The organism is Paenibacillus wynnii (genome assembly GCF_030812855.1).
Classification (GTDB): Bacteria; Bacillota; Bacilli; order Paenibacillales; family Paenibacillaceae; genus Paenibacillus_AQ; species Paenibacillus_AQ wynnii_A.
Map to the genome: position 1 here is coordinate 70,957 of NZ_JAUSTK010000014.1, position 19,535 is coordinate 90,491.

Below are 19,535 nucleotides of genomic sequence, written 5' to 3' on the forward strand. Positions count from 1 at the left end.
CCGCTAACGATTGATATTAACAAAATAGGATGCATCTTGAACTGGATCCTTACGTTCAAAGCTAAACTCCTGTTCAACTCCGTCCCCTAACCAAGCCCAAGCAAAATTGACAGTATGAGCAATACGGATAATTTCCTCTGCCTCTTCAAACTTCTCCGGCTTGATATACGCTATGGATATGATGAAATTCCGTTGAGTTATACTCTTCATATAGTTATATAGCTGATAAAGAAATTCCGCATCCTGACTTATGCCATAACTTGAATCCATCTTAACGACAACATCGACATATATATCTGCATCATATGATAAATCCCGATTAAAGTCCTCGGCGGACGTTCCGAGAAATGCAGCCCCACTAGGAGTATTCGTACCGCGGAAAGCTAACTTCACCGCCCTTTTTCTACTGTCAAATTGTTCGATTTTTAGCTTATGTATTTCAGTAAACGTATTACTAAGACTTGCCTGCACATAATTGTCGCTATAAGTATGTTTTGTGCTGTGTTCAAACACAAAAAATGGTTCTTTAACCTGACCTTTAGGATGAACAAGTAGTTTATCTCCACCATAAAGTTCAGCAAAGAAAGTACTACCCTTGTCCAATTGTTCCACTTCAAAAGACTGGCCGTACTTATCTTCCACATAACTGATCATCTTTTGTACTTTCTGATCTTTTCCCACGCACCCCGTCACTCCCAACATAGCTGCACATAGTACTAATAACAGCCGAATTTTTCTGTTCAGCAATTCTGTGAAGCCTCCCTTTTCGATTTATCTTAACTAAAGAAATCAGAGGATTGTTATCCATTTTAATATGCCAAGCACAACATCAGTTTTCTTAGAATTGTTCTTTACAATCATAAAGTTTTGATTTAAACCTGAATTCCACAAGATTACTAATAAAGAATTATACTCCAGTCCAGAGAAAATAAATATGACTTAGGTTCCTGTTCAGGAAATAAGCCCCGGTTTTTTCCCTGAAAACTTTCCCGAATGTTGTGTAATTCGCACTATAATTACATATTAGAATCAAACTTTAAGCCCTTAGGCCCACTGAAGAGCGGTGTATTCATGTGTTCATCGCATTATTATCTTCTCCTAATGTTCTTTCCGATGAGGATTGAAATATAAACAACAAAAAACCCGCTATTTAAGCGGGTTTTTAAGGTTGATCAACGCCGACCCAGCACATCCACAACTCGCCGATTGTTTACTAGGAGTTTGTAAGCTTCAATACCTTCATCAATTGGTACAATAGCCATGCACTTTCTTGACGTTGTGTTTTCTGGCCCGTCTGGAAATGGAATGGACTGTTCGACGGCAGTATTTCATTATCCAAGGCAGCTGTGTAATATGATTTCGCCCAATTCGGCAACTTATCAGGAAACTCTACCGAAGAGGTCTTATTTACTGCTGCGTCCGTTCCGCCATATTTCAGAGCATTCACCAGCATAACAATCATCTCTTGATGCGTAATTTCTTGATTCGGCCGGAAAGTACCGTCCGTAAAGCCGTTAATTAGACCCGCGTCGACGGCTGCATTTACCTGCTGTGCATACCAGATTTCTTTTGAAACATCCCTAAAGCTTTTAGAAGCCTGCAACTTAGGTAAAATGCCTAAAGTTCGATTGAGCATGGCAGCAAATTCAGCACGCGTGACCACCGAGCTCGCCTTGAAGCTTCCATCACTATAACCGTTGATAACCCCTCGGTTCGCTAAGGCTAAGATACTTTCTTTATACAGATTGCTGTTATCCAAATCATTAAATTCTACATGATTTTGAACAACAGTGTATACGGAATTCCCCTTACGCTTTAATGTGACCTGTAACATTCCATCTTTCCATTCCCAAGTGGTTGGAACCGGAACGTATGTCTGTGTAATCGGATCATAGGTTAAGCCTGCATAAACGGCATTCGAGTCTTTTGTTACATTAAAGTTCATCACATGACCGACATAATCAGAGAAACTTGAAAGAATGCGATCCTGGCTGCCTCCTGTAAGCTTAACCTCATATTCCACAGGACTTCCCAACGGAACAGTGGTAGAGCCCTTAAGTTGAGCACTCAACTTGGCTTTATAGTCGCTTGCTGCTTGGGCAATTGTAATGACAACCTTCTGATCTGAACCATTGTCCCGGGAAATGGAAGAGGTTAAGGAATACACGGGAAGCCGAAGCTTGCCCGATGTTGATTCTAGAATAAGTACAGCATCCTTTGAATTAATAATGATACTTGTTAATGAACTTGAATCTATCTGGAACTGGCTGCTTTGAGCTGCCGTTTTTTCATCAGCCTTGATAATAATCACCGGACTTTTTTTAAATTCGGGATCGCTTACGGCCTTTGAAATAAATGTCGGGTTCACTTCTGTCAAAGATACATGGGTTCCATCTGTGTTTTCTTTGATTGTTGTGACTATCTTGGCATCTTCAGGCTTGTTGCCGCCAACTACTCCGCCACCGCCACCGCCACCGCCAACTCCACCACTTCCTCCTCCGCCACCGCCGCTGCTACCTCCACCACTAGGATTCGTAACAGGAGGTATAACAACTAAAGTACCTGTGCTTTCACCTCTATGGATTGTTTGTCGGGTTAGGAGTAGCTTTTCTCCGGGATTCCCAAGGTTTCCGATCGTAATGGTAATGGTGCTATTGTTCAGATCAACGATCCCGCCCCCTAGAAGGGCTGTTTGTTCCTCATTGTATACACGTATAATATCACCGGCTACAAGGTTATTCATGACGATATTATCCGCTAGAACCATGTATTTGTGTACGGTAATGGATGATGCCGGGATAGCCGGTGTTCGTTTATCTTCCAATAGCGACTCACTATAGAATGGCGAACTGAAATCCTCATTTTCCATGAAAACGCCGATCCCAAAGGCTTCCGCCGGTACATCTTTCACTGGAATAGTCACGGAATACATCTTTTGCCCACCATTTACGACGGCTATCTCATCTCCCATGGCACCATCTGCATTAATAAAATACAAGTAATAACGGACACCTGGCATTTCAGCTATTCCTGGTTTCCACGTCACTGTACCAGCAAATTTAGATATGTCAGAGTTCGTATCCGTCATTAACAAATCTACAGGCAGATATCCCGGTGAATCATAGATGGGAACAGAGATATGAACGTCTAATATATGCTCACTGCCATAGGTATCCAGACGAACCACCGGATACAGCCCAATACTTACTGCTCCTGCGGGCAATCTTGATTGTGATATTTCATAAATAAAGAATGAATCCGTTGACAACAGATTCTTCTTATATATTCCGACTTGCTGAAGCTTATTGCCATTCTCGTCTAGATAGTACGCAGCATACCCCTTAATCCCATCCTGGTCGGCCGGCGGTACAAAGGACAAATACCCGTTAATCGTACCGGAATTCAAATCTTCATCCACGAAAACGGCATTAGAAGGCAAGCGGGCCTCATTCATAACAGACTGCAACTCTTCAAAGGTACTAAACTTATAAAGACGGTTATTTGTGGATACGAAAATGGTTTGATCTGCATCAACATATGCATCTTGGATGTACATTAACAAATCATAGGTTTTTGTAAAACTGTCTCTGTCGTAGACGGCACCATTACTGAACACGAGACTGCCGCGTGCGTATATAACCCCTTCTGGATAGGACCCGTAAAGCATGGAAGTCTGGTTGGCATTATACCTGCGTGTCCCATAGTATAAACTGCCTTCATCGAGAAATAATTTGGGATCGAAAGCACCACTATCCACACTTTTTCTTTCAAGCAAATCAAAATTTTGACTATTATATATAGAGAGGTTATAACTACCTACGCCATAAAGTATCTCTTGATCGGGGTCCAACAAGTAGCTGCCAGAAGAATAGATTGCTGTACTTTTTTCATTGTAAACCGTATCCGTAACAGAGGTATAGACCGCTGATGTCACGCTGATACCGCCTGCAAATGTTCGGCCATTATACAAAATACGATTATTGTTGTCAGGATAGACATTTAGCGGATAGTGCTTTGTGGTGATTTTGACAGCGCCCGCTTCTGTTGGAATACCGTCGCCCAAATCCATAATATTGATGTGGTTTTCACCTTTGAAGATGATATATAACTTGTTATTGAAAATCTTAATCTCTCTTGGGTTAGAACCAATAAACATCTTCTTTTCTACACTCATATCTTCTTTATGAATAATGACAAGCTCGTTAGTGCTCGCCACAATGGCGTAGATATAGGGGGAACTGTCCGAAGTGACCCAGTCGGTAATTGCCTGATCACTTCGGACGGAATAAGAATCCGCGGTAATAGTAGCCGAAGTCCTTTGTGCAATTGTAAGATCAATTCGTTTGATCTTATTGGTATCCTCATACCCATTCGCTGTGCCTGTAAGATATGCATGACCGTTCGAGTCCAGCAAGGCAAATTTACTGTTTGAAGGGAACAGAGCTAACGGAGCATAAGTATTTTTATCGTATACCCCTTCCGTGGTAATAACATAGGTGTCTGATACATCCAATATCACGGATTCGAGATAGTTGTAGTCGTTATTCGCTCTGGTGTATGTACCTGTGGTCTCTATCAAGTTGTTTTTATTAAACCGATGTCCGCCAAAATATACGAATTGCTCATCAATAAAAATATGTTTAAGCGATAACGAAGGTCCTCCAATCTCCATGCTGTCATCTATGTCCTCACTCAGCTTTTCTCCGGTCTCAGCGTTTATAGCCATTAATCCGCCATAAGAGGACAATTGACCCACATAAAGTGTATTGGATAAATCATCAACTGCTAGAGTTATTTTATTGTGAATATAATAATCATTGAACAATAAACTGGTTGTTCCTGTACCCTTATCATATTTGTAGATCTTACCGTTATTAGTCTCGTAGAAAAGATGATTAGAAGAGGCCGCTATCGAGTAAGGTATTTCTATTGTAGTAATCGTATCTGTAATATCTTGTGTAGCGAGGTCAACCGTCTTTATCAGTGTCGCTCCGGAAAGCGTGACTTGCAGAAACTGCCCATCCCGTGCAAGAGAATAAGGGTTAGAACCAATATTTATCGTTTTTTCAATCTTAAAATCGCTGAGTCGAATAAAATAAAGGTTATTATCGCCGCTAGAGATTGCGTAAATATAACCAGCTTCTTCGTCCAATAGCCAGTCGGTCAAATTATTCGGTAAAGTGATGAATCCGCGCTGGCTGCCGGGGCCACAACCCCTAATGAGTTAAACATAAATAACATTAGTAACAGTAAAATCAGATAATTATTTTTCACCTTTTTCATCCAACTACGCCCCTTGTATAATTTTGGTTTTCTACCAAATTTAATGATACTATGAGATACCAGTATTTTCTACTTTAATTTAGGGCGCCTGACCTCTTGACTCCTTATATGAGTTATGAGATTAGTGGGTTTAGCATATGGAGCAGAGCTTACACTTTTAAATAAATATCCAAAAAAATTATTTATAAGGAGCCCTCTTATGAGACGTACAATTCTTTTTCTTCTCGTTATTTTATACTCATCCGCATTAATGGCTTGTAGCAACAATGAGGAAGTACAAACAAGACCCTCATTTCAGATTAAAGAAAGTAATCAGGAACCTACTTTAAATACTGAACCATATTATTCCCCAGACCACGGAGAAAAAAGTGTTACGGAGGATACGATTACTTGGAACCAAGGAGGAGTTACATTATTAGCAAAAAAAACAAAAACCTCTATCGAATCCATAACCATTCAAAAAGGAAATCAAAATCAATCCGTTGCAATAATGGATAAGCCATATAATATTTCTTCGGTAGCCGTTTCAGCTGACGGTGAATATCTGGCAATAAGCCTGTATTATCAGAATGTTGGTAATAACGTCATTCTTATTTCTTTAAGTAATGGGAAGCAAATTATACTCAACGATCAAACCGGCGAAAGCTTCATTGAAACCATTCATACCTTTAATTGGTCCCCAAAAGAAGACATTTTAGCTTTCGCTTATGGTAATACAGGGTCCAGTAAAATCGGATTCTATAACGCAGTAACTAATACGTTCGAGACCATTCCCGGGGAGTATATTACTACACAATTTATTTTGTGGAATAAAGAAGGAGATATTTTAGATTTTATTAGTGAGAAACCAGCAGATCGTTTTACACTCTATAGATACTCATTAAACAATACACAGGTCGAAACCGTAGAATATATTTTGCAAAAAGACTTAGTGAAATTTTATGAATTTGTCCCAGAATATTTAAATAAATAGAACGAAAAAAGACACCCCTAAGGTGTCTTCACTTATACTCCATAAAGAAGCGGTATTAATGTGCGCCCAAAATCTCTTTTGCCATTCGAATGGTCTCTTCATCCGGTGGCCTGGTATGGAGAAGCGGGTATTCAATTCCAAGCTGTTCGTATTTAAACTTCCCCATTTCGTGATAAGGCAAGATTTCAACGCGCTCTACATTACGCAAGGTCTTGATAAAGTCGGCCAGCTTCCGAAGATCTGCTTCATCATCCGATAGGCCGGGAACAAGAACATGCCTGATCCAGACCGGAATATTAGCCTCGGAGAGAAAACGGGCAAAGTCGAGAATATGATCGTTTGGCTTACCGGTTAACGCGAGATGTTTTTGCGGATCGATTTGCTTCAAATCAAGCAGAACGAGGTCGGTAAACTTCATTAACTGCTGTAGCGTCTCAAAGAAATGGCCGCGCCGGGTAAAGCAACCGCCTGAAGAATCGATTGCGGTGTGAATGCCGTGTTCTCGTTTTAAAGCCTGGAACAGGGTAAGCAGAAAATCAGCCTGCAATAAAGGCTCTCCGCCACTGACCGTTACTCCTCCCCCGGAAAACTGCAGAAAAGGGAGATATCCGCGAATGTCTTCAACCAATTCCTGAACGGTTACGAGTTGGCCTTTTCCAATCGTCCAGGTATCGGGGTTGTGGCAATATAGGCAGCGCAGTAAGCATCCCTGCATGAACACAACGAATCGAATACCCGGTCCATCTACCATACCGGATGTTTCAATGGAATGAATGCGACCTTGGTGCTGCCCCATAGCGCTTCCCCCGTTAGATTTTTTCATGAAAGGTTCTGTTGATGACATCAAGCTGCTGTTCTCTCGTTAGTTTAATGAAATTAACCGCATAGCCGGACACTCGCACCGTGAGCTGCGGATACTGCTCCGGATGATCCATCGCATCCAGCAAGGTTTCTTTGTCGAACACATTGATATTGAGATGATGACCATCCTTGGCTGTATACCCGTCCAGAATCGCAGTCAGATTACGGATTCGATCTTCATCGCTTTTCCCAAGGGCCCCCGGAATAATCGAGAATGTATTGGAAATACCATCCAAGGCGTATTCATAAGGCAGCTTAGCTACGGAGGCCAATGAAGCAATTGCACCTTTCCGGTCTCTACCGTGCATCGGGTTGGCTCCTGGAGCGAATGGCTCACCTTTCTTTCTCCCATCCGGGGTATTCCCGGTCAGCTTACCGTATACCACATTGGAGGTAATGGTCAGCACCGACATCGTGGTCTTGGCCTCCCTATAAGTCGAATGCTTCTTCAGCTTGCGAAAGAACCGTTTCACGAGGTCAATAGCGATATCATCGGCACGGTCATCGTTGTTGCCGTAGGCGGGATATTCCCCTTCAACGATATAGTCAACAACAAGGCCATTCTCATCTCGAACCGGCCGAACATTAGCATATTTAATGGCGCTGAGCGAATCGGTTACGACCGACAGCCCGGCGATCCCGGTTGCCATTGTTCGCATCGTTTCCTGATCGTGAAGAGCCATCTCGATACGTTCATAACAGTATTTATCATGCATGTAGTGGATTACATTCAAGGTGTTAATATAGAGCTCCGCAAGCCACTCCATCATATAGTCAAAGGCGTCCATTACTTCGTCATAATCCAGTTTATCCGACAGAATTGGCCGCATTGGCGGGGATACTTGCACTTTCATTTGTTCATCCATTCCGCCGTTAATTGCATACAGCAGTGCTTTGGCCAGATTTGCCCGAGCGCCGAAATACTGCATTTGCTTTCCGATCCGCATGGCAGACACACAGCAGGCAATTCCATAATCGTCACCAAAATAAGTCCGCATTAAATCATCATTCTCATACTGAAGTGAGCTTGTCTGAATCGTCATGCGCGCACAATATTCCTTGAACTGCTGTGGGAGCCGATGGGACCAAAGTACGGTCAAATTCGGTTCCGGCGATGGCCCAAGCGTCTCCAGCGTATGCAGGAACCGAAAGGTGGTCTTGGTGACTAACGGACGACCGTCCAAACCGATGCCTCCGAGCGACTCGGTGACCCATGTCGGATCGCCGCTGAACAGCGCGTTATATTCCGGTGTCCTTGCGAACTTTACCATACGCAGCTTCAGGACAAAATGATCGACGAGCTCCTGTGCCCCTTGCTCCGTTAGCCTCTGCTCCTTTAGATCACGCGCTATATAGATGTCCAAAAAGGTGGAGGTGCGGCCAAGACTCATAGCTGCTCCATTCTGTTCCTTGATTGCGGCAAGATACCCGAAGTACAGCCATTGAAAAGCTTCCCGCGCGGTCTCCGCCGGCTTCGTAATATCGAATCCATAGCTGGCCGCCATCTGCTTCAGCTCCGTAAGGGCGCGAAGCTGTTCCGCGATTTCTTCACGTGCCCGAATTACATCTTCAGTCATCGTGCGTTCGTCGAAGAAGGATCGCTCGTTTTTTTTGCTTTTGGCTAGAAAATCCGTGCCATATAAGGCAACGCGCCGGTAATCGCCGATAATTCGTCCCCGGCCATATGCATCCGGAAGCCCTGTAATGATGCCCGCTTTTCTGGCGAGACTCATGGCAGGCGAATAGCCGTCAAATACGCCTTGATTGTGAGTTTTCCGGTAAGTAGAGAAAATATGCTCGATTTCCGGATCCAGTTCATAACCGTAAGATTCACAAGCATTTTTGGCCATTCGGATCCCCCCGTAAGGTTGAAGCGCCCGCTTGAACGGTTTGTCCGTTTGAATACCCACGATTACCTCAAGCTCCTTATTCAAATAGCCGGGTCCATGCGAAGTAATGCTGGAAACCACCTCAGTATCCATATCTAGAACTCCACCTTGGTCTCGTTCTTTCTTGGCGAGCTCCATGAACTGTTTCCAGAGTTGCTGCGTTGCTTCCGTGGGACCCGCCAGAAAAGACGGATCTCCTACATACGGTTCGTAGTTGAGCTGGATAAACTGGCGGACATCGATCTCTTCCTGCCAGCTTCCTGATTTAAAGCCTTCCCATGCCAGCATCGCGTTGTTTCCTCCTTTATCACCTTCGTCATGTTTACGAGATGTGCTTAGTATGATCCGTCTTAGCAAATATAAAGGAGGTACATAAATGGTTCGTTTGGGGGATATCGCCACTTTTACAAGAGTGTCTGAAACGGCAGAGACTGGAAACGGGGATAATAAAACGAAAGCAGGAAAAACTGTACTTTGTTAATAACGACTTTATTGATGTCAGGGAGGAAAATTGATGGCTGTCAAACAAAGCCAGGCAGATGGCAAGGAAAGCATGACAGGGAAGAATCGTTCCGCAGAGGATGAGGTCAACCGTCTGGTTACCCGTGCGAGGGCTTCGCAAGAAACGTTCCTTTCTATGAATCAAGAACAGATTGACCGCATTGTCCAGGCGATGGCACTTGCCGGATTAGATAAGCATATGTTGCTCGCGAAAATGGCGATTGAAGAAACCGGACGCGGCGTGTACGAAGATAAAATTACGAAGAATCTTTTTGCAACAGAATACATTTATAACAGCATCAAAAACGACAAAACCGTTGGAATTATTGAGGAAAACCCTTATGAGAATTACCAGCGGGTAGCCGAACCGGTTGGCATTATCGCCGGTGTGACACCCGTGACGAATCCGACCTCCACCACAATATTTAAAACGCTGATTGCCACGAAGACGCGGAACCCAATCATTTTTGCTTTTCATCCGTCTGCGCAGAAATGCAGTTCTGAATCGGCAAAAACACTGCTCGATGCAGCAGTTGCAGCAGGTGCGCCGGAACACTGTGTGCAGTGGATTGAGAATCCGTCTCTCGAAGCCACACAGTTGCTCATGAACCATCCGGATGTAGCCCTAGTACTCGCTACGGGCGGCTCAGCTATGGTAAAAGCTGCTTATAGTACCGGTAAGCCAGCGCTTGGTGTCGGACCGGGTAATGTCCCGTGTTTTATCGAAAAAACGGCTGACCCGAGACAAGCGGTCAACGATCTTATTCTTTCTAAAACTTTCGACAATGGCATGATCTGCGCTTCCGAGCAAGCCGTGATCATTGAGGAACCGATTTATGAGCAGGTCCGGGAAATGATGACGGACAACGGTTGCTATTTTCTAGATAAAACGGAAACAGATGCAGTATCAGGTTTGGTGATTACCGGGGAGAGATGTGCCGTCAATGGTGCTATTGTCGGACAATCTGCTTATAAAATTGCCGAGATGGCCGGTCTTCAGGTGCCTAAGGACACCAAAATTCTTGTTGCCGAATTGGAAGGCGTGGGAACGGACTTCCCGCTGTCTGCCGAGAAGCTAAGCCCCGTTCTGGCATGTTATAAGGTATCATCAGCCGAACAAGGCATTGATCGTGCATCGGAAATTGTCGCTTTTGGCGGTTTGGGTCACTCTTCCGTCATTCACTCCGAGGACAAGACGGTAATCGAGGCCTTTGCGAAAAGGTTACAGACCGGACGTGTGATTGTTAATTCTCCTTCGACTCAGGGGGCTATCGGTGACATTTACAACACTAACTTACCGTCACTAACTTTAGGCTGCGGATCCTACGGTAAAAACTCGACCACCTCCAATGTATCTGCAGTCAACTTAATCAACATCAAACGTGTTGCATACCGGACAGTAAATATGCAGTGGTTCAAAATTCCGCCTAAGATCTACTTTGAAAAAGGGTCCACGCAGTATCTTGAGAAAATGCCTAACATCTCCAAGGTGCTTATTGTTACCGACGAAATAATGGTGAAGCTGGGCTATGTCGAAAAAATCGAATATTACTTAAGAAAACGTTCGGATCCGGTTACTATCGAAATCTTTGCCGATGTCGAGCCAGATCCGTCTGTGGAGACGGTTGAACGCGGGACTCGAATGATGGATAACTTCAAGCCGGACTGCATTATTGCGCTGGGGGGCGGCTCGCCCATGGACGCAGCGAAGGCGATGTGGCTATTTTACGAATACCCGGATACGAGTTTCCATTCGTTGAAGCAGAAGTTCCTGGATATCCGTAAACGGGTCTACAAATATCCGCGATTAGGCGTAAAAGCCCAATTCGTCGCGATCCCGACAACGTCAGGGACAGGATCGGAAGTAACCTCGTTCGCCGTAATTACGGATAAAAAAGATGGACATACCAAGTACCCGCTTGCAGATTACGAATTAACGCCGGACGTGGCGATTATTGATCCGGAGCTTGTGTTTTCCCTTCCGAAAACGGCGGTTGCGGATACCGGGATGGACGTGCTGACGCATGCCATTGAAGCCTATGTTTCCGTCATGGCCAGTGATTATACCGATGGTTTGGCGCTTCATGCCATCAAGCTTGTATTTCAGTACTTGGAGAAATCATTTCATACGGCTGACCCAACGGCTCGTGAGAAGATGCATAATGCATCAACAATTGCCGGAATGGCTTTTGCAAATGCCTTCCTCGGTATTAACCACAGCTTGGCGCATAAATGGGGCGGAGAATACCATACACCGCACGGCCGTACGAACGCGATTCTGATGCCGCACGTCATTCGGTATAATGCCCAGAAACCGTCAAAATTCGCGTCATTCCCGAAATACCGCTATTTTATCGCCGATGAGCGTTATGCGGAAATCGCTAGAATGCTGGGAATGCCCGCCAGCACTACGGAAGAAGGGGTTAACAGCTTAATCATGGCTATTCGCAAGCTCAACCAATCCCTCGGCATCCCGGAAAAATTCCAGGATCTCGGCTTCGACCCTACCGATTTTGAATCAAAGGTCGACTTTCTGGCTGACCTCGCCTTCGAGGACCAATGTACAACAGCCAATTCCCGCATGCCCCTAGTCACAGAACTTGCAGATATTTATCGGAATGCGTTCTACGGTAGATTTTAGAAATTATTAAATAAGCCTCTCCTCTGAATGGTTGTACGAAATAACCATTCACCACGGAGAGGCTTTTTTTGTATGAAAGGCCTTAATAAACCAAGCTCATTTCAACCTTTAAAGGGTGTTTGACTAGACCAGGCTAAAGTCGTTGAATATATTGTTATTACCTATCTTATAAAAGAGGTTTCTAAAAATGATCGGGGGAATCATATTGGCTATCCGCTACAGCATCGTCATCCCAACTTTTAACCGAAACCAGCAACTGTTGCTCACACTCGCTTCATTTGAAGCACAAACTTATCCAAAACATCTTTTCGAAGTGATTGTAGCAGATGACGGTTCTACAGACGGTACGAGGGAAATGGTTGAAAGTTTTCAAGCAACCTTTCCTCTTATCTATGTATTTCATCAGGAACAACGCGGTAGATCTGCCATTAGAAACTTGGGGCTAAGGCGCGCGAAAGGGCGATATGTCATCTTCTGCGATGCTGACTTTTTGGTGTTGCCTGAATTCATTAGAACGATGAGCCGCTATCACCGCAAGTATCCGAAAGCCGTACTTTCAGGTATTCCTCACTCATGGGATGATGCTTATACCCATTATTACCCTGACTTTTCACCTGAGGAAAAAGAACATTGTCGGAATACACTTACTCAAACCGGCTTATGGAATCCGGACTTTGAAGCCGCAAATAATATTATTCCGCTAATATCACCCGAAGATATCCTTCATCAGAGTGATATTTTGTCAAAAGTTGTGTTCCCCTCTAGGGTCCCCCCCCATATTAAAGAACAATTTGCCGCAACAGATGAAGCTCCCTGGATGCTGCTTGTGACTCGTTGTGTATCTATCAGACGCAGCCAGTTGACTCGCATTGGGGGTTTCAATGAACGCTTTGTACTCTATGGTCTAGAAGACTGGGACCTGGGCTATAGGCTGCACCGCTTGAAGACCCGATTTCATTGCATACAAGAGGTTGTCGGATATCATCAGGAACACCCTACCTCTTTCAGAGGAAATACTATAAATATTGAAAATTTAAAAATCATGTTCGAGACCTATGGATTCAATGACTCCTCAATCAATTTATTAGCGCTTGTACCTCCATCCGAGGATCTGGAGGCTTACAAAAATACGCTGCGCGTATTGCGCAGAGGGTACCGATCTAAGTTAACACGTTCGTCCGCACTGCTGCTCCAGAGAACACTGCGAATTGCAGCCAAGCAGTTCTATCAGCAAAACAATACCCAAGCACACCAAAAATCACTAAGATGGATAAAAAAGAAAGCAACCGGACGGAAAAGCCATGTCGCGCACGTGTTACGGGAAATGCTGCTGAAGTCTGAGAAGCTGGTTGAGTAACTTGTAATTTCTGTCCCAACCCCTAAAAAAGACACCCATCAAGGTGTCTTTTGCTGTCTCCATACGGAGCCTCAGGTATGCTTATCGAATCCAGGTTTAAAAATCCATCCAGAAAAATTGAGAGACCGCAAGCAAGAGCCCAATAACATTCGCCACGATAAAAAACCACTTTTTGGCCCTTCGGCTTACCGGCTCTCCAGATAACAACGTCCAAAATAAAATTCCATTTAACACAACCATAATAATGAGAGCCAACCACCAATTAGCTGCCATCCCATTTCACCCCCACTACCTGAATCTTACCCCTAGAATTATATTATTACTGTTTACTAACTATTACTCACCGGTGATTCGTGTAACGATTTGCTCTGGTTACAGTCCGAATGGCATCCCGTTCATCGGCTGAAAGCGGTGTGTCTGCAGCCGACACATTATTCCGAAGCTGTTCCAAGCTGCTCGCTCCAGGGATCGCAACGCTCACTTCAGGTTCATCCAGAACATATCGAATTGCGGTCTGTGCCAGTGTACGCGTATCGCCTGCAAGCTCAATAAGTCTTTGTCGAACTTCGGATAACTCCCCACGGCTATAATCGAGATAGTCTCGTTCTGCCTTGTTCGCCCCTCCAGAGGTCAAGATGCCGCCTGCAAGCGGACCGCGTGCAATTAAGCCGACTCCATGTTCCACCAGTTGTGGTAGCACCTCCTCCTCAGGACGCCGATCAAGCATACTGTACTGGCTCATCAAGCTTGTAATACTCGAGCGACGGACATATTCCCTAATGACATTCGGACGTATGGAAGATATCCCGTAATAGCGAATCAGACCTTCTTTCTTTAGCTCCTCAAAGGCTTCAATCGTTTCCTCGATGGGATCCTCAATCGTTCCTCCGTGCAGTTGATACAAATCGATATAATCTGTACCCAGCCTTTTAAGACTTTCCTTCACAGCCGATAAAATATGAGCTTTGGACGGGTCCCATATCCAGCCCTCTTTACCCGCCATCCGACGATTACCAACTTTTGTTGCCAAGATGACGTCAGATCGGTGGTGCTTGATTGCTTTGCCGAGCAGTTCCTCGTTTCGCCCGTCATCATACAGGTCAGCCGTATCGAAAAAGTTTATCCCAAGCTCTAACGCCTCTTGTATGATGGAAACAGCCTTGGTTTCATCCGTTCCAAGGGACATACAGCCGAGACCAATTTCACTGACATACAGATCCGAAATACCTATGCGATTTTGTTTCATCAGTACTTCCTCCTTGTAAGCTTCTAATTAATTTATTTCATCGCATTTCCTTTTGAAAAAGTATATCAAAGAAACAACAGGATACTCCATATGGGTTATAAATTTTAAATACGAGTGATAGTAGAGTACCTTAGCTTTCCGGATCAGGAATTAAGAGTGTCATTGCAAACGACTATTAAATATCCCCTAAAAACATGAAAAGAGACCCCTCGGGGTCTCTTCTGATCATCCATATTGGACCGAGGGGAATGGCTAAAACTCCATCCAGAAAAATTGAGAGACTGAAAGGATAAGCCCAATGGCATTCACAATGATAAAAAACCACTTTTTGGCCCTGCGGCTTGTGGACTCTCCCTCTACAAACAAAGTCCATACCAGAATCCCGTTTAACACGACCATAATAATGAGCGCCAACCACCAATTAGCCATCACATGACTTCGTCCTCTCCTGAACGCGGAATTATTCCTAAAATTACTTCAATATCCTCTTTTTTGTCAAGTTCCTGAATTACTTATGACAATAAAATTATATGCTGACCGAATTAGAAACATATCCCCCGGTTATAAGTTCCTTAATCTGAGCAACCTGTATATAGTTGCTGATATTATGCGCGAACACCTGATAATGCGATTTCATGAAACATCTGATCCATTTGAATAGCAGAGTACGGTGTTTTCTGTTCCATCCACCAGTTCAGCATTGTCCAGAATGAACCTAAGATGTGTGCTGTGAGTACTCCAGTCGGAAGCTTTTTCAATAAATCCCGTTCGTATAGCTGATCAATCTCTTCTGAGATAACAGTCTTTAACATTTTTTTCATATGATAAAGGACCACTACGCCACTTTGTTTACCTACTACAGCAGTGTATATAAGCCTATGACTCTGAACATGTTGAAGCATAGCTAAACTAAATTGAAAATGTATATTGCCATTTAGCTTTTCTTCAGAACTAGATTTAGGTGAAATTTGCAGAAAATGAAATAATTGATCAATACATCCCCTTAACAACTTTTCTTTATCTTCAAAATGAAAATAAAACGTAGATCGTCCAATATTAGCCCGCTCAATAATATCCTGTACGGTAATAGCCTCGTAGCCTTTTTCCACTATTAAATCCAATAAAGCTTCGTGCAGTAATGCACGTGTCTTCTGAACACGTCGATCCACCGATTTCATCCAAATCCCCCTCCTACCTTGAACATATAAGTTGATAATGTTCCATATCTTACATTTGCTTCTGATTTGATTATTCCTTGAATATCATTGTAGCCGATATAATAAATTCCGAACACATTGTTTGATAAAGGGTATGATTCGGGAGGTTAAAAAAAATGCTTAAAAAAGTTGGCTTATCCATTCTTGTATTCTGTTTTGTCGTGATTGTAGTCTTCCTATTTATTATTCCATCGCCTATCGATCCTACTGCATGGAATCCACCGAAACAACGAATAGAAGAAGGACCATTACAACCCAATTCCCTACTAGAACGCACTCAAATCCTTACCCATGATTTAATCCAGCCTGAAGACTTGCTCTTTGATGAAGAGGGAAGGTTGTATACGGGTACAAAAGACGGGATGATTAACCGCTTAATATTGAATAATCAGGAAATTGAAAGTTTGGAAGTGATCGCAGAGACAGGCGGTTATCCATTAGGCCTGCAGTTTGACTCAGATGGCCATTTGATTGCAGCCGTAAAAGAAGTTGGGCTGGTCTCGATTGATCCCAATAATAATAATGAAATCACAGTTTTAACAAATTCTGTAGAAAATCAACCCATATCCTACGCCAATGAACTAACAATTTTAAATGAAGGGATCATATATTTTACAGATTCAAGTACTGACTATGACGCTGGATGGCCTTATGATTTGCTTGAAGGTAAGCCACATGGCAGATTACTTTCTTATGATCCAAAAACAAATGAAACTTCCATTATTATTCGTAAACTTCATTTTGCTAATGGGGTTGTATTATCTCCAGATGAAGATTATCTCTTGATAGCCGAGATGTTTCGTTATCGCATTCTACGTTATTGGCTAAAAGGTCCTAAGGCCCATACCACCGAAGTGTTCACTGAGAATCTCCCTTTAATGCCTGATAATATATCGATTGATGATGAGGGCGATTACTGGATCGCCGGAAATAAACGTCTGCCCATGATTGACGGAATGCAATCCAAACCCTTTCTCAAGAAACAGATAGCCAAGCTTCCTCACGGACTATTAATGAAAATACCTACTCAAAAAAGTAATCGATATGGTATTGTACTTCGCATTGGATCAACTGGCGAGATAAAATCCAGTTATCATGACCCCAGTGGTCGAGTCTTTTCTATTAGTACCGCATTAAGAAAGAACGATACAATTTATCTAGGTACTTTAATGGGGGATTACATCGGGAGATTTGACTTAGGGGAGGAAAGCGAATGATACAATCGAGTGTTCGAAATCGAAAAATGTTGATAATGATCCATATGGTCAGTATCAGCCTGTGGATGGGTGCAAGCTTTTTCTTATTACTGGGTGCTGTACTGAATTCAGAGACTTGGGTTAAAAATCTTCATCAATTTATTTTAAATCCATCTCATATAGTTGCCATGGCGTCAGGGATCATCCTCATTTATTTTTCTAGAGGAAAGCTCTTTAGAAAAGGCTGGTTTTTGATAAAGGTCGTGCTATTGATTAGTTCTTTGTTGTTCATGAATATTTGGATTTCTAATTTCATTAAGGAGCTCAATTATAATGCTCTCATTTATTCTATATCTATTTATACATTAATATTAGTTTCCATATTGTATCTGTCTATTAAAAAGCCTAAGCGATACTTAGCAAAAAAGCGGCTCAGAAATTTCGATTCCATGTAAAGTAATTCAAACAAATACCCGACCTCTCGCGGTCGGGTTTCTCAAGGTTTGATGGAGCCGAGGGGAGTCGCCCTGTCAGAAGACAACGGCACATTAGCTACTACATAGTGTAGTACGATTTTGATTAAAGCTAAATTGGATCAAAATCAGAGTCCTTAGACAGAAAAACCTGCTATCTAAGCGGTTTTTTTGCTGTCTATGGGCGCAATTGTAGACGGATTGTAGCCATCAAATATCATTTTGACTTAAAAACTTCAATAAATCGTTATTCAGCTGCACAATTTCCTTGTTTGCATTATTCGCATAATCCGGCAACAGCATATCCTTCACCATTTTAGTCCGCAGCCACATCATAAAGAACAAATCCAAAATCAAATCTGGACATTTAAGTACAATTTTAAATACAGATGGATTAATGGCAACGCCGGCTTTTTGTATTGCCCTTAAATACATTTTTAAAGTGAAGGTTATTCGGTGTGCCGTTTTTCTGGTTCTGGCTGTTTTTTCCTCAATGATCTTATTTTCAAAATGTAAAGCGCCAACCAATGCAATGTCCGATATTGAGTGCGTGATTAGATACGCCTTCATATCCTTATTAATGGCGTAGGGAAGCTTTGCTGTTTTAAATAATTGCGCGAGGTTTTCTACACGTGCTGTCACTAATCCGCTGATTTCTCCAAACATAGCAGCTATTAGAATCTTTGGTGGAAATCGGGCATACAAAATTCCATCTTTAATCTGTCCGCCGGCACCGGGAAAAGCGGGTAAAAGTCTCTCTCCAACAATATCCAGCCACGCAGAAAATCCTATTGAATTATTAGTCATTGTAACAATATTTTTGCTTTGATTGTCTTTTAGTGCCAACAACGCTGATTCGGATTGATCGTAACGAACGGTAACGAAAATAAAATCATACACATCATCATTTTCAAGCGTATCAATGACCTTTACTTTTAAAGATTTGACCACACCTTTTTCATTATATTGCAGGCCATTTTCTTTCAATGTTTTAAATCTATTGGAACGTGCATACATAGTAACGTCAATCCCTGCTTCAATGAATTTGATTGCGTATGCGCTCCCTATAACACCTGCACCAAAAATTAAAATTCTATTTTGTTTTACTGAAATAAAAATCACTCCTGTATTTTAACATATGTTGATTTATCAACTAACGTCTTGTATGATTACATACTATCAGAACTTTATATTCCTTCAATGAGTAAAACATTTGGATTTGTTGATTTTTTAACAAAATCCTGCTATTTGTTGATTAACTACAAAACTAAATTTCACAATTGAACATATATACATCCTAAGGGGGAACCAATGGATAGACGAATACATAAAACAAGAAACGCTATTATTGAAGCATTTGTAGGACTAATGGCAGAAAAGAATTTTGAACAAATAACGATAAATGAAATTGCAGACAAGGCTAATGTAAACCGTGGTACTATTTATTTGCATTATGTGGACAAGCATGATCTTCTGGAACAATGTATTGAGATACATTTAGATCAATTATTTCAGAAATGTCCTCCCGGTGGAGACACCGATAATTTTTCTTCAAAAGATCTTATGCTCCGTATGTTTGAATATTTAGAGCAGCATGCTTTTTTCTATTCCACCATACTAACCAATAAAGGTATCCCTGCTTTTAGAAAGCGACTACTAGATATGGCTAAGAATAGCCTGAGTGAACAAATTAATAAGAGCGGCAGCAATCAAAATATTCAAAATGAGGTACTTATACAATTTTTAGCATCAGCAGGGGTTGGTGTAATAGAATGGTGGATTACGAACTCTATGCCTTATCCCGCGAAGGATATGGTAGAAGAATTCTGGCAACTTCTAGAGCGCTTTCAGATATGATAATTAAAGATTATTCAAGCATAGTGAATAAAGGGACGCCC

At 42.5% G+C, this 19,535-nt stretch carries 14 protein-coding genes; 5 read left to right on the forward strand and 9 right to left on the reverse strand.

Annotated features, from left to right (window positions below; all coding sequences use genetic code 11):
- Positions 1-3 precede the first annotated feature (3 nt).
- Together J2T20_RS14910 and J2T20_RS14915 are read right to left on the reverse strand one after the other, a co-directional pair.
- The gene (locus J2T20_RS14910) at positions 4-747 is read right to left on the reverse strand and encodes a hypothetical protein (protein WP_307589610.1); all 744 of its coding nucleotides are present in this window, start codon (positions 745-747) and stop codon (positions 4-6) included.
- A 466-nt stretch (positions 748-1,213) separates the two neighbouring features.
- Complete coding sequence (locus J2T20_RS14915) at positions 1,214-5,167, reverse strand: S-layer homology domain-containing protein (RefSeq protein ID WP_307589612.1); 3,954 nt, start codon at positions 5,165-5,167, stop codon at positions 1,214-1,216.
- Positions 5,168-5,482: 315 nt separating this feature from the next.
- Between J2T20_RS14915 and J2T20_RS14920 the strand changes: the two genes are divergently transcribed.
- Complete coding sequence (locus J2T20_RS14920; RefSeq protein WP_307589613.1) at positions 5,483-6,256, forward strand: hypothetical protein; 774 nt, start codon at positions 5,483-5,485, stop codon at positions 6,254-6,256.
- 55 nt (positions 6,257-6,311) lie between these two features.
- Here the strand turns inward: J2T20_RS14920 and pflA are convergent, their stop codons facing one another.
- Both pflA and pflB read right to left on the reverse strand, forming a co-directional pair.
- A complete protein-coding gene (gene pflA / locus J2T20_RS14925; RefSeq protein ID WP_307589615.1) occupies positions 6,312-7,052 on the reverse strand; it encodes a pyruvate formate-lyase-activating protein in 741 nt (246 codons plus the stop codon).
- 13 nt (positions 7,053-7,065) lie between these two features.
- On the reverse strand, positions 7,066-9,294 hold the full coding sequence (pflB, locus tag J2T20_RS14930; RefSeq protein WP_307589617.1) for a formate C-acetyltransferase: 2,229 nt from the start codon (positions 9,292-9,294) through the stop codon (positions 7,066-7,068).
- Positions 9,295-9,520: 226 nt separating this feature from the next.
- Between pflB and adhE the strand changes: the two genes are divergently transcribed.
- Both adhE and J2T20_RS14940 read left to right on the forward strand, forming a co-directional pair.
- Positions 9,521-12,148: a bifunctional acetaldehyde-CoA/alcohol dehydrogenase gene (adhE, locus tag J2T20_RS14935; protein ID WP_307589619.1), complete on the forward strand. Its 2,628-nt coding sequence runs from the start codon at positions 9,521-9,523 to the stop codon at positions 12,146-12,148.
- 205 nt (positions 12,149-12,353) lie between these two features.
- Positions 12,354-13,505 carry a glycosyltransferase family 2 protein gene (locus tag J2T20_RS14940; RefSeq protein ID WP_307589690.1) on the forward strand — a complete coding sequence of 384 codons (1,152 nt, stop codon included), beginning with the start codon at positions 12,354-12,356 and terminating at the stop codon, positions 13,503-13,505.
- A 96-nt stretch (positions 13,506-13,601) separates the two neighbouring features.
- Here the strand turns inward: J2T20_RS14940 and J2T20_RS14945 are convergent, their stop codons facing one another.
- The 4 genes from J2T20_RS14945 to J2T20_RS14960 form a co-directional block, all read right to left on the reverse strand.
- Complete coding sequence (locus J2T20_RS14945; protein ID WP_307589621.1) at positions 13,602-13,778, reverse strand: hypothetical protein; 177 nt, start codon at positions 13,776-13,778, stop codon at positions 13,602-13,604.
- Positions 13,779-13,845: 67 nt separating this feature from the next.
- Positions 13,846-14,751, reverse strand: a complete 906-nt coding sequence (locus tag J2T20_RS14950) for an aldo/keto reductase (protein ID WP_307589623.1) — start codon at positions 14,749-14,751, stop codon at positions 13,846-13,848.
- Between the two features lie 252 nt (positions 14,752-15,003).
- Complete coding sequence (locus J2T20_RS14955; protein ID WP_307589625.1) at positions 15,004-15,180, reverse strand: hypothetical protein; 177 nt, start codon at positions 15,178-15,180, stop codon at positions 15,004-15,006.
- 176 nt (positions 15,181-15,356) lie between these two features.
- Positions 15,357-15,929, reverse strand: coding sequence for a TetR/AcrR family transcriptional regulator (locus J2T20_RS14960; protein ID WP_307589627.1), 573 nt, complete (start codon positions 15,927-15,929; stop codon positions 15,357-15,359).
- Between the two features lie 155 nt (positions 15,930-16,084).
- Between J2T20_RS14960 and J2T20_RS14965 the strand changes: the two genes are divergently transcribed.
- Positions 16,085-17,185, forward strand: coding sequence for an SMP-30/gluconolactonase/LRE family protein (locus J2T20_RS14965; protein WP_307589629.1), 1,101 nt, complete (start codon positions 16,085-16,087; stop codon positions 17,183-17,185).
- A gap of 662 nt (positions 17,186-17,847) precedes the next feature.
- Here J2T20_RS14965 and J2T20_RS14970 read toward each other — a convergent pair.
- Positions 17,848-18,759, reverse strand: coding sequence for a ketopantoate reductase family protein (locus J2T20_RS14970; RefSeq protein WP_307589630.1), 912 nt, complete (start codon positions 18,757-18,759; stop codon positions 17,848-17,850).
- 189 nt (positions 18,760-18,948) lie between these two features.
- On the opposite strand from J2T20_RS14970, the gene J2T20_RS14975 reads away from it, so the two are divergent.
- Positions 18,949-19,494 carry a TetR/AcrR family transcriptional regulator gene (locus tag J2T20_RS14975; RefSeq protein WP_307589632.1) on the forward strand — a complete coding sequence of 182 codons (546 nt, stop codon included), beginning with the start codon at positions 18,949-18,951 and terminating at the stop codon, positions 19,492-19,494.
- The last annotated feature ends 41 nt before the right edge of the window (positions 19,495-19,535 follow it).

Bases quoted from the DNA above. Each gene is read 5' to 3' on its own strand.
- J2T20_RS14920 (WP_307589613.1), top strand. From the start codon at position 5,483: ATGAGACGTACAATTCTTTTTCTTCTCGTTATTTTATACTCATCCGCA.
- pflA (WP_307589615.1), bottom strand. From the start codon at position 7,052: ATGGGGCAGCACCAAGGTCGCATTCATTCCATTGAAACATCCGGTATG.
- pflB (WP_307589617.1), bottom strand. From the start codon at position 9,294: ATGCTGGCATGGGAAGGCTTTAAATCAGGAAGCTGGCAGGAAGAGATC.
- adhE (WP_307589619.1), top strand. From the start codon at position 9,521: ATGGCTGTCAAACAAAGCCAGGCAGATGGCAAGGAAAGCATGACAGGG.
- J2T20_RS14945 (WP_307589621.1), bottom strand. From the start codon at position 13,778: ATGGCAGCTAATTGGTGGTTGGCTCTCATTATTATGGTTGTGTTAAAT.
- J2T20_RS14950 (WP_307589623.1), bottom strand. From the start codon at position 14,751: ATGAAACAAAATCGCATAGGTATTTCGGATCTGTATGTCAGTGAAATT.
- J2T20_RS14955 (WP_307589625.1), bottom strand. From the start codon at position 15,180: ATGGCTAATTGGTGGTTGGCGCTCATTATTATGGTCGTGTTAAACGGG.
- J2T20_RS14960 (WP_307589627.1), bottom strand. From the start codon at position 15,929: ATGAAATCGGTGGATCGACGTGTTCAGAAGACACGTGCATTACTGCAC.
- J2T20_RS14965 (WP_307589629.1), top strand. From the start codon at position 16,085: ATGCTTAAAAAAGTTGGCTTATCCATTCTTGTATTCTGTTTTGTCGTG.
- J2T20_RS14975 (WP_307589632.1), top strand. From the start codon at position 18,949: ATGGATAGACGAATACATAAAACAAGAAACGCTATTATTGAAGCATTT.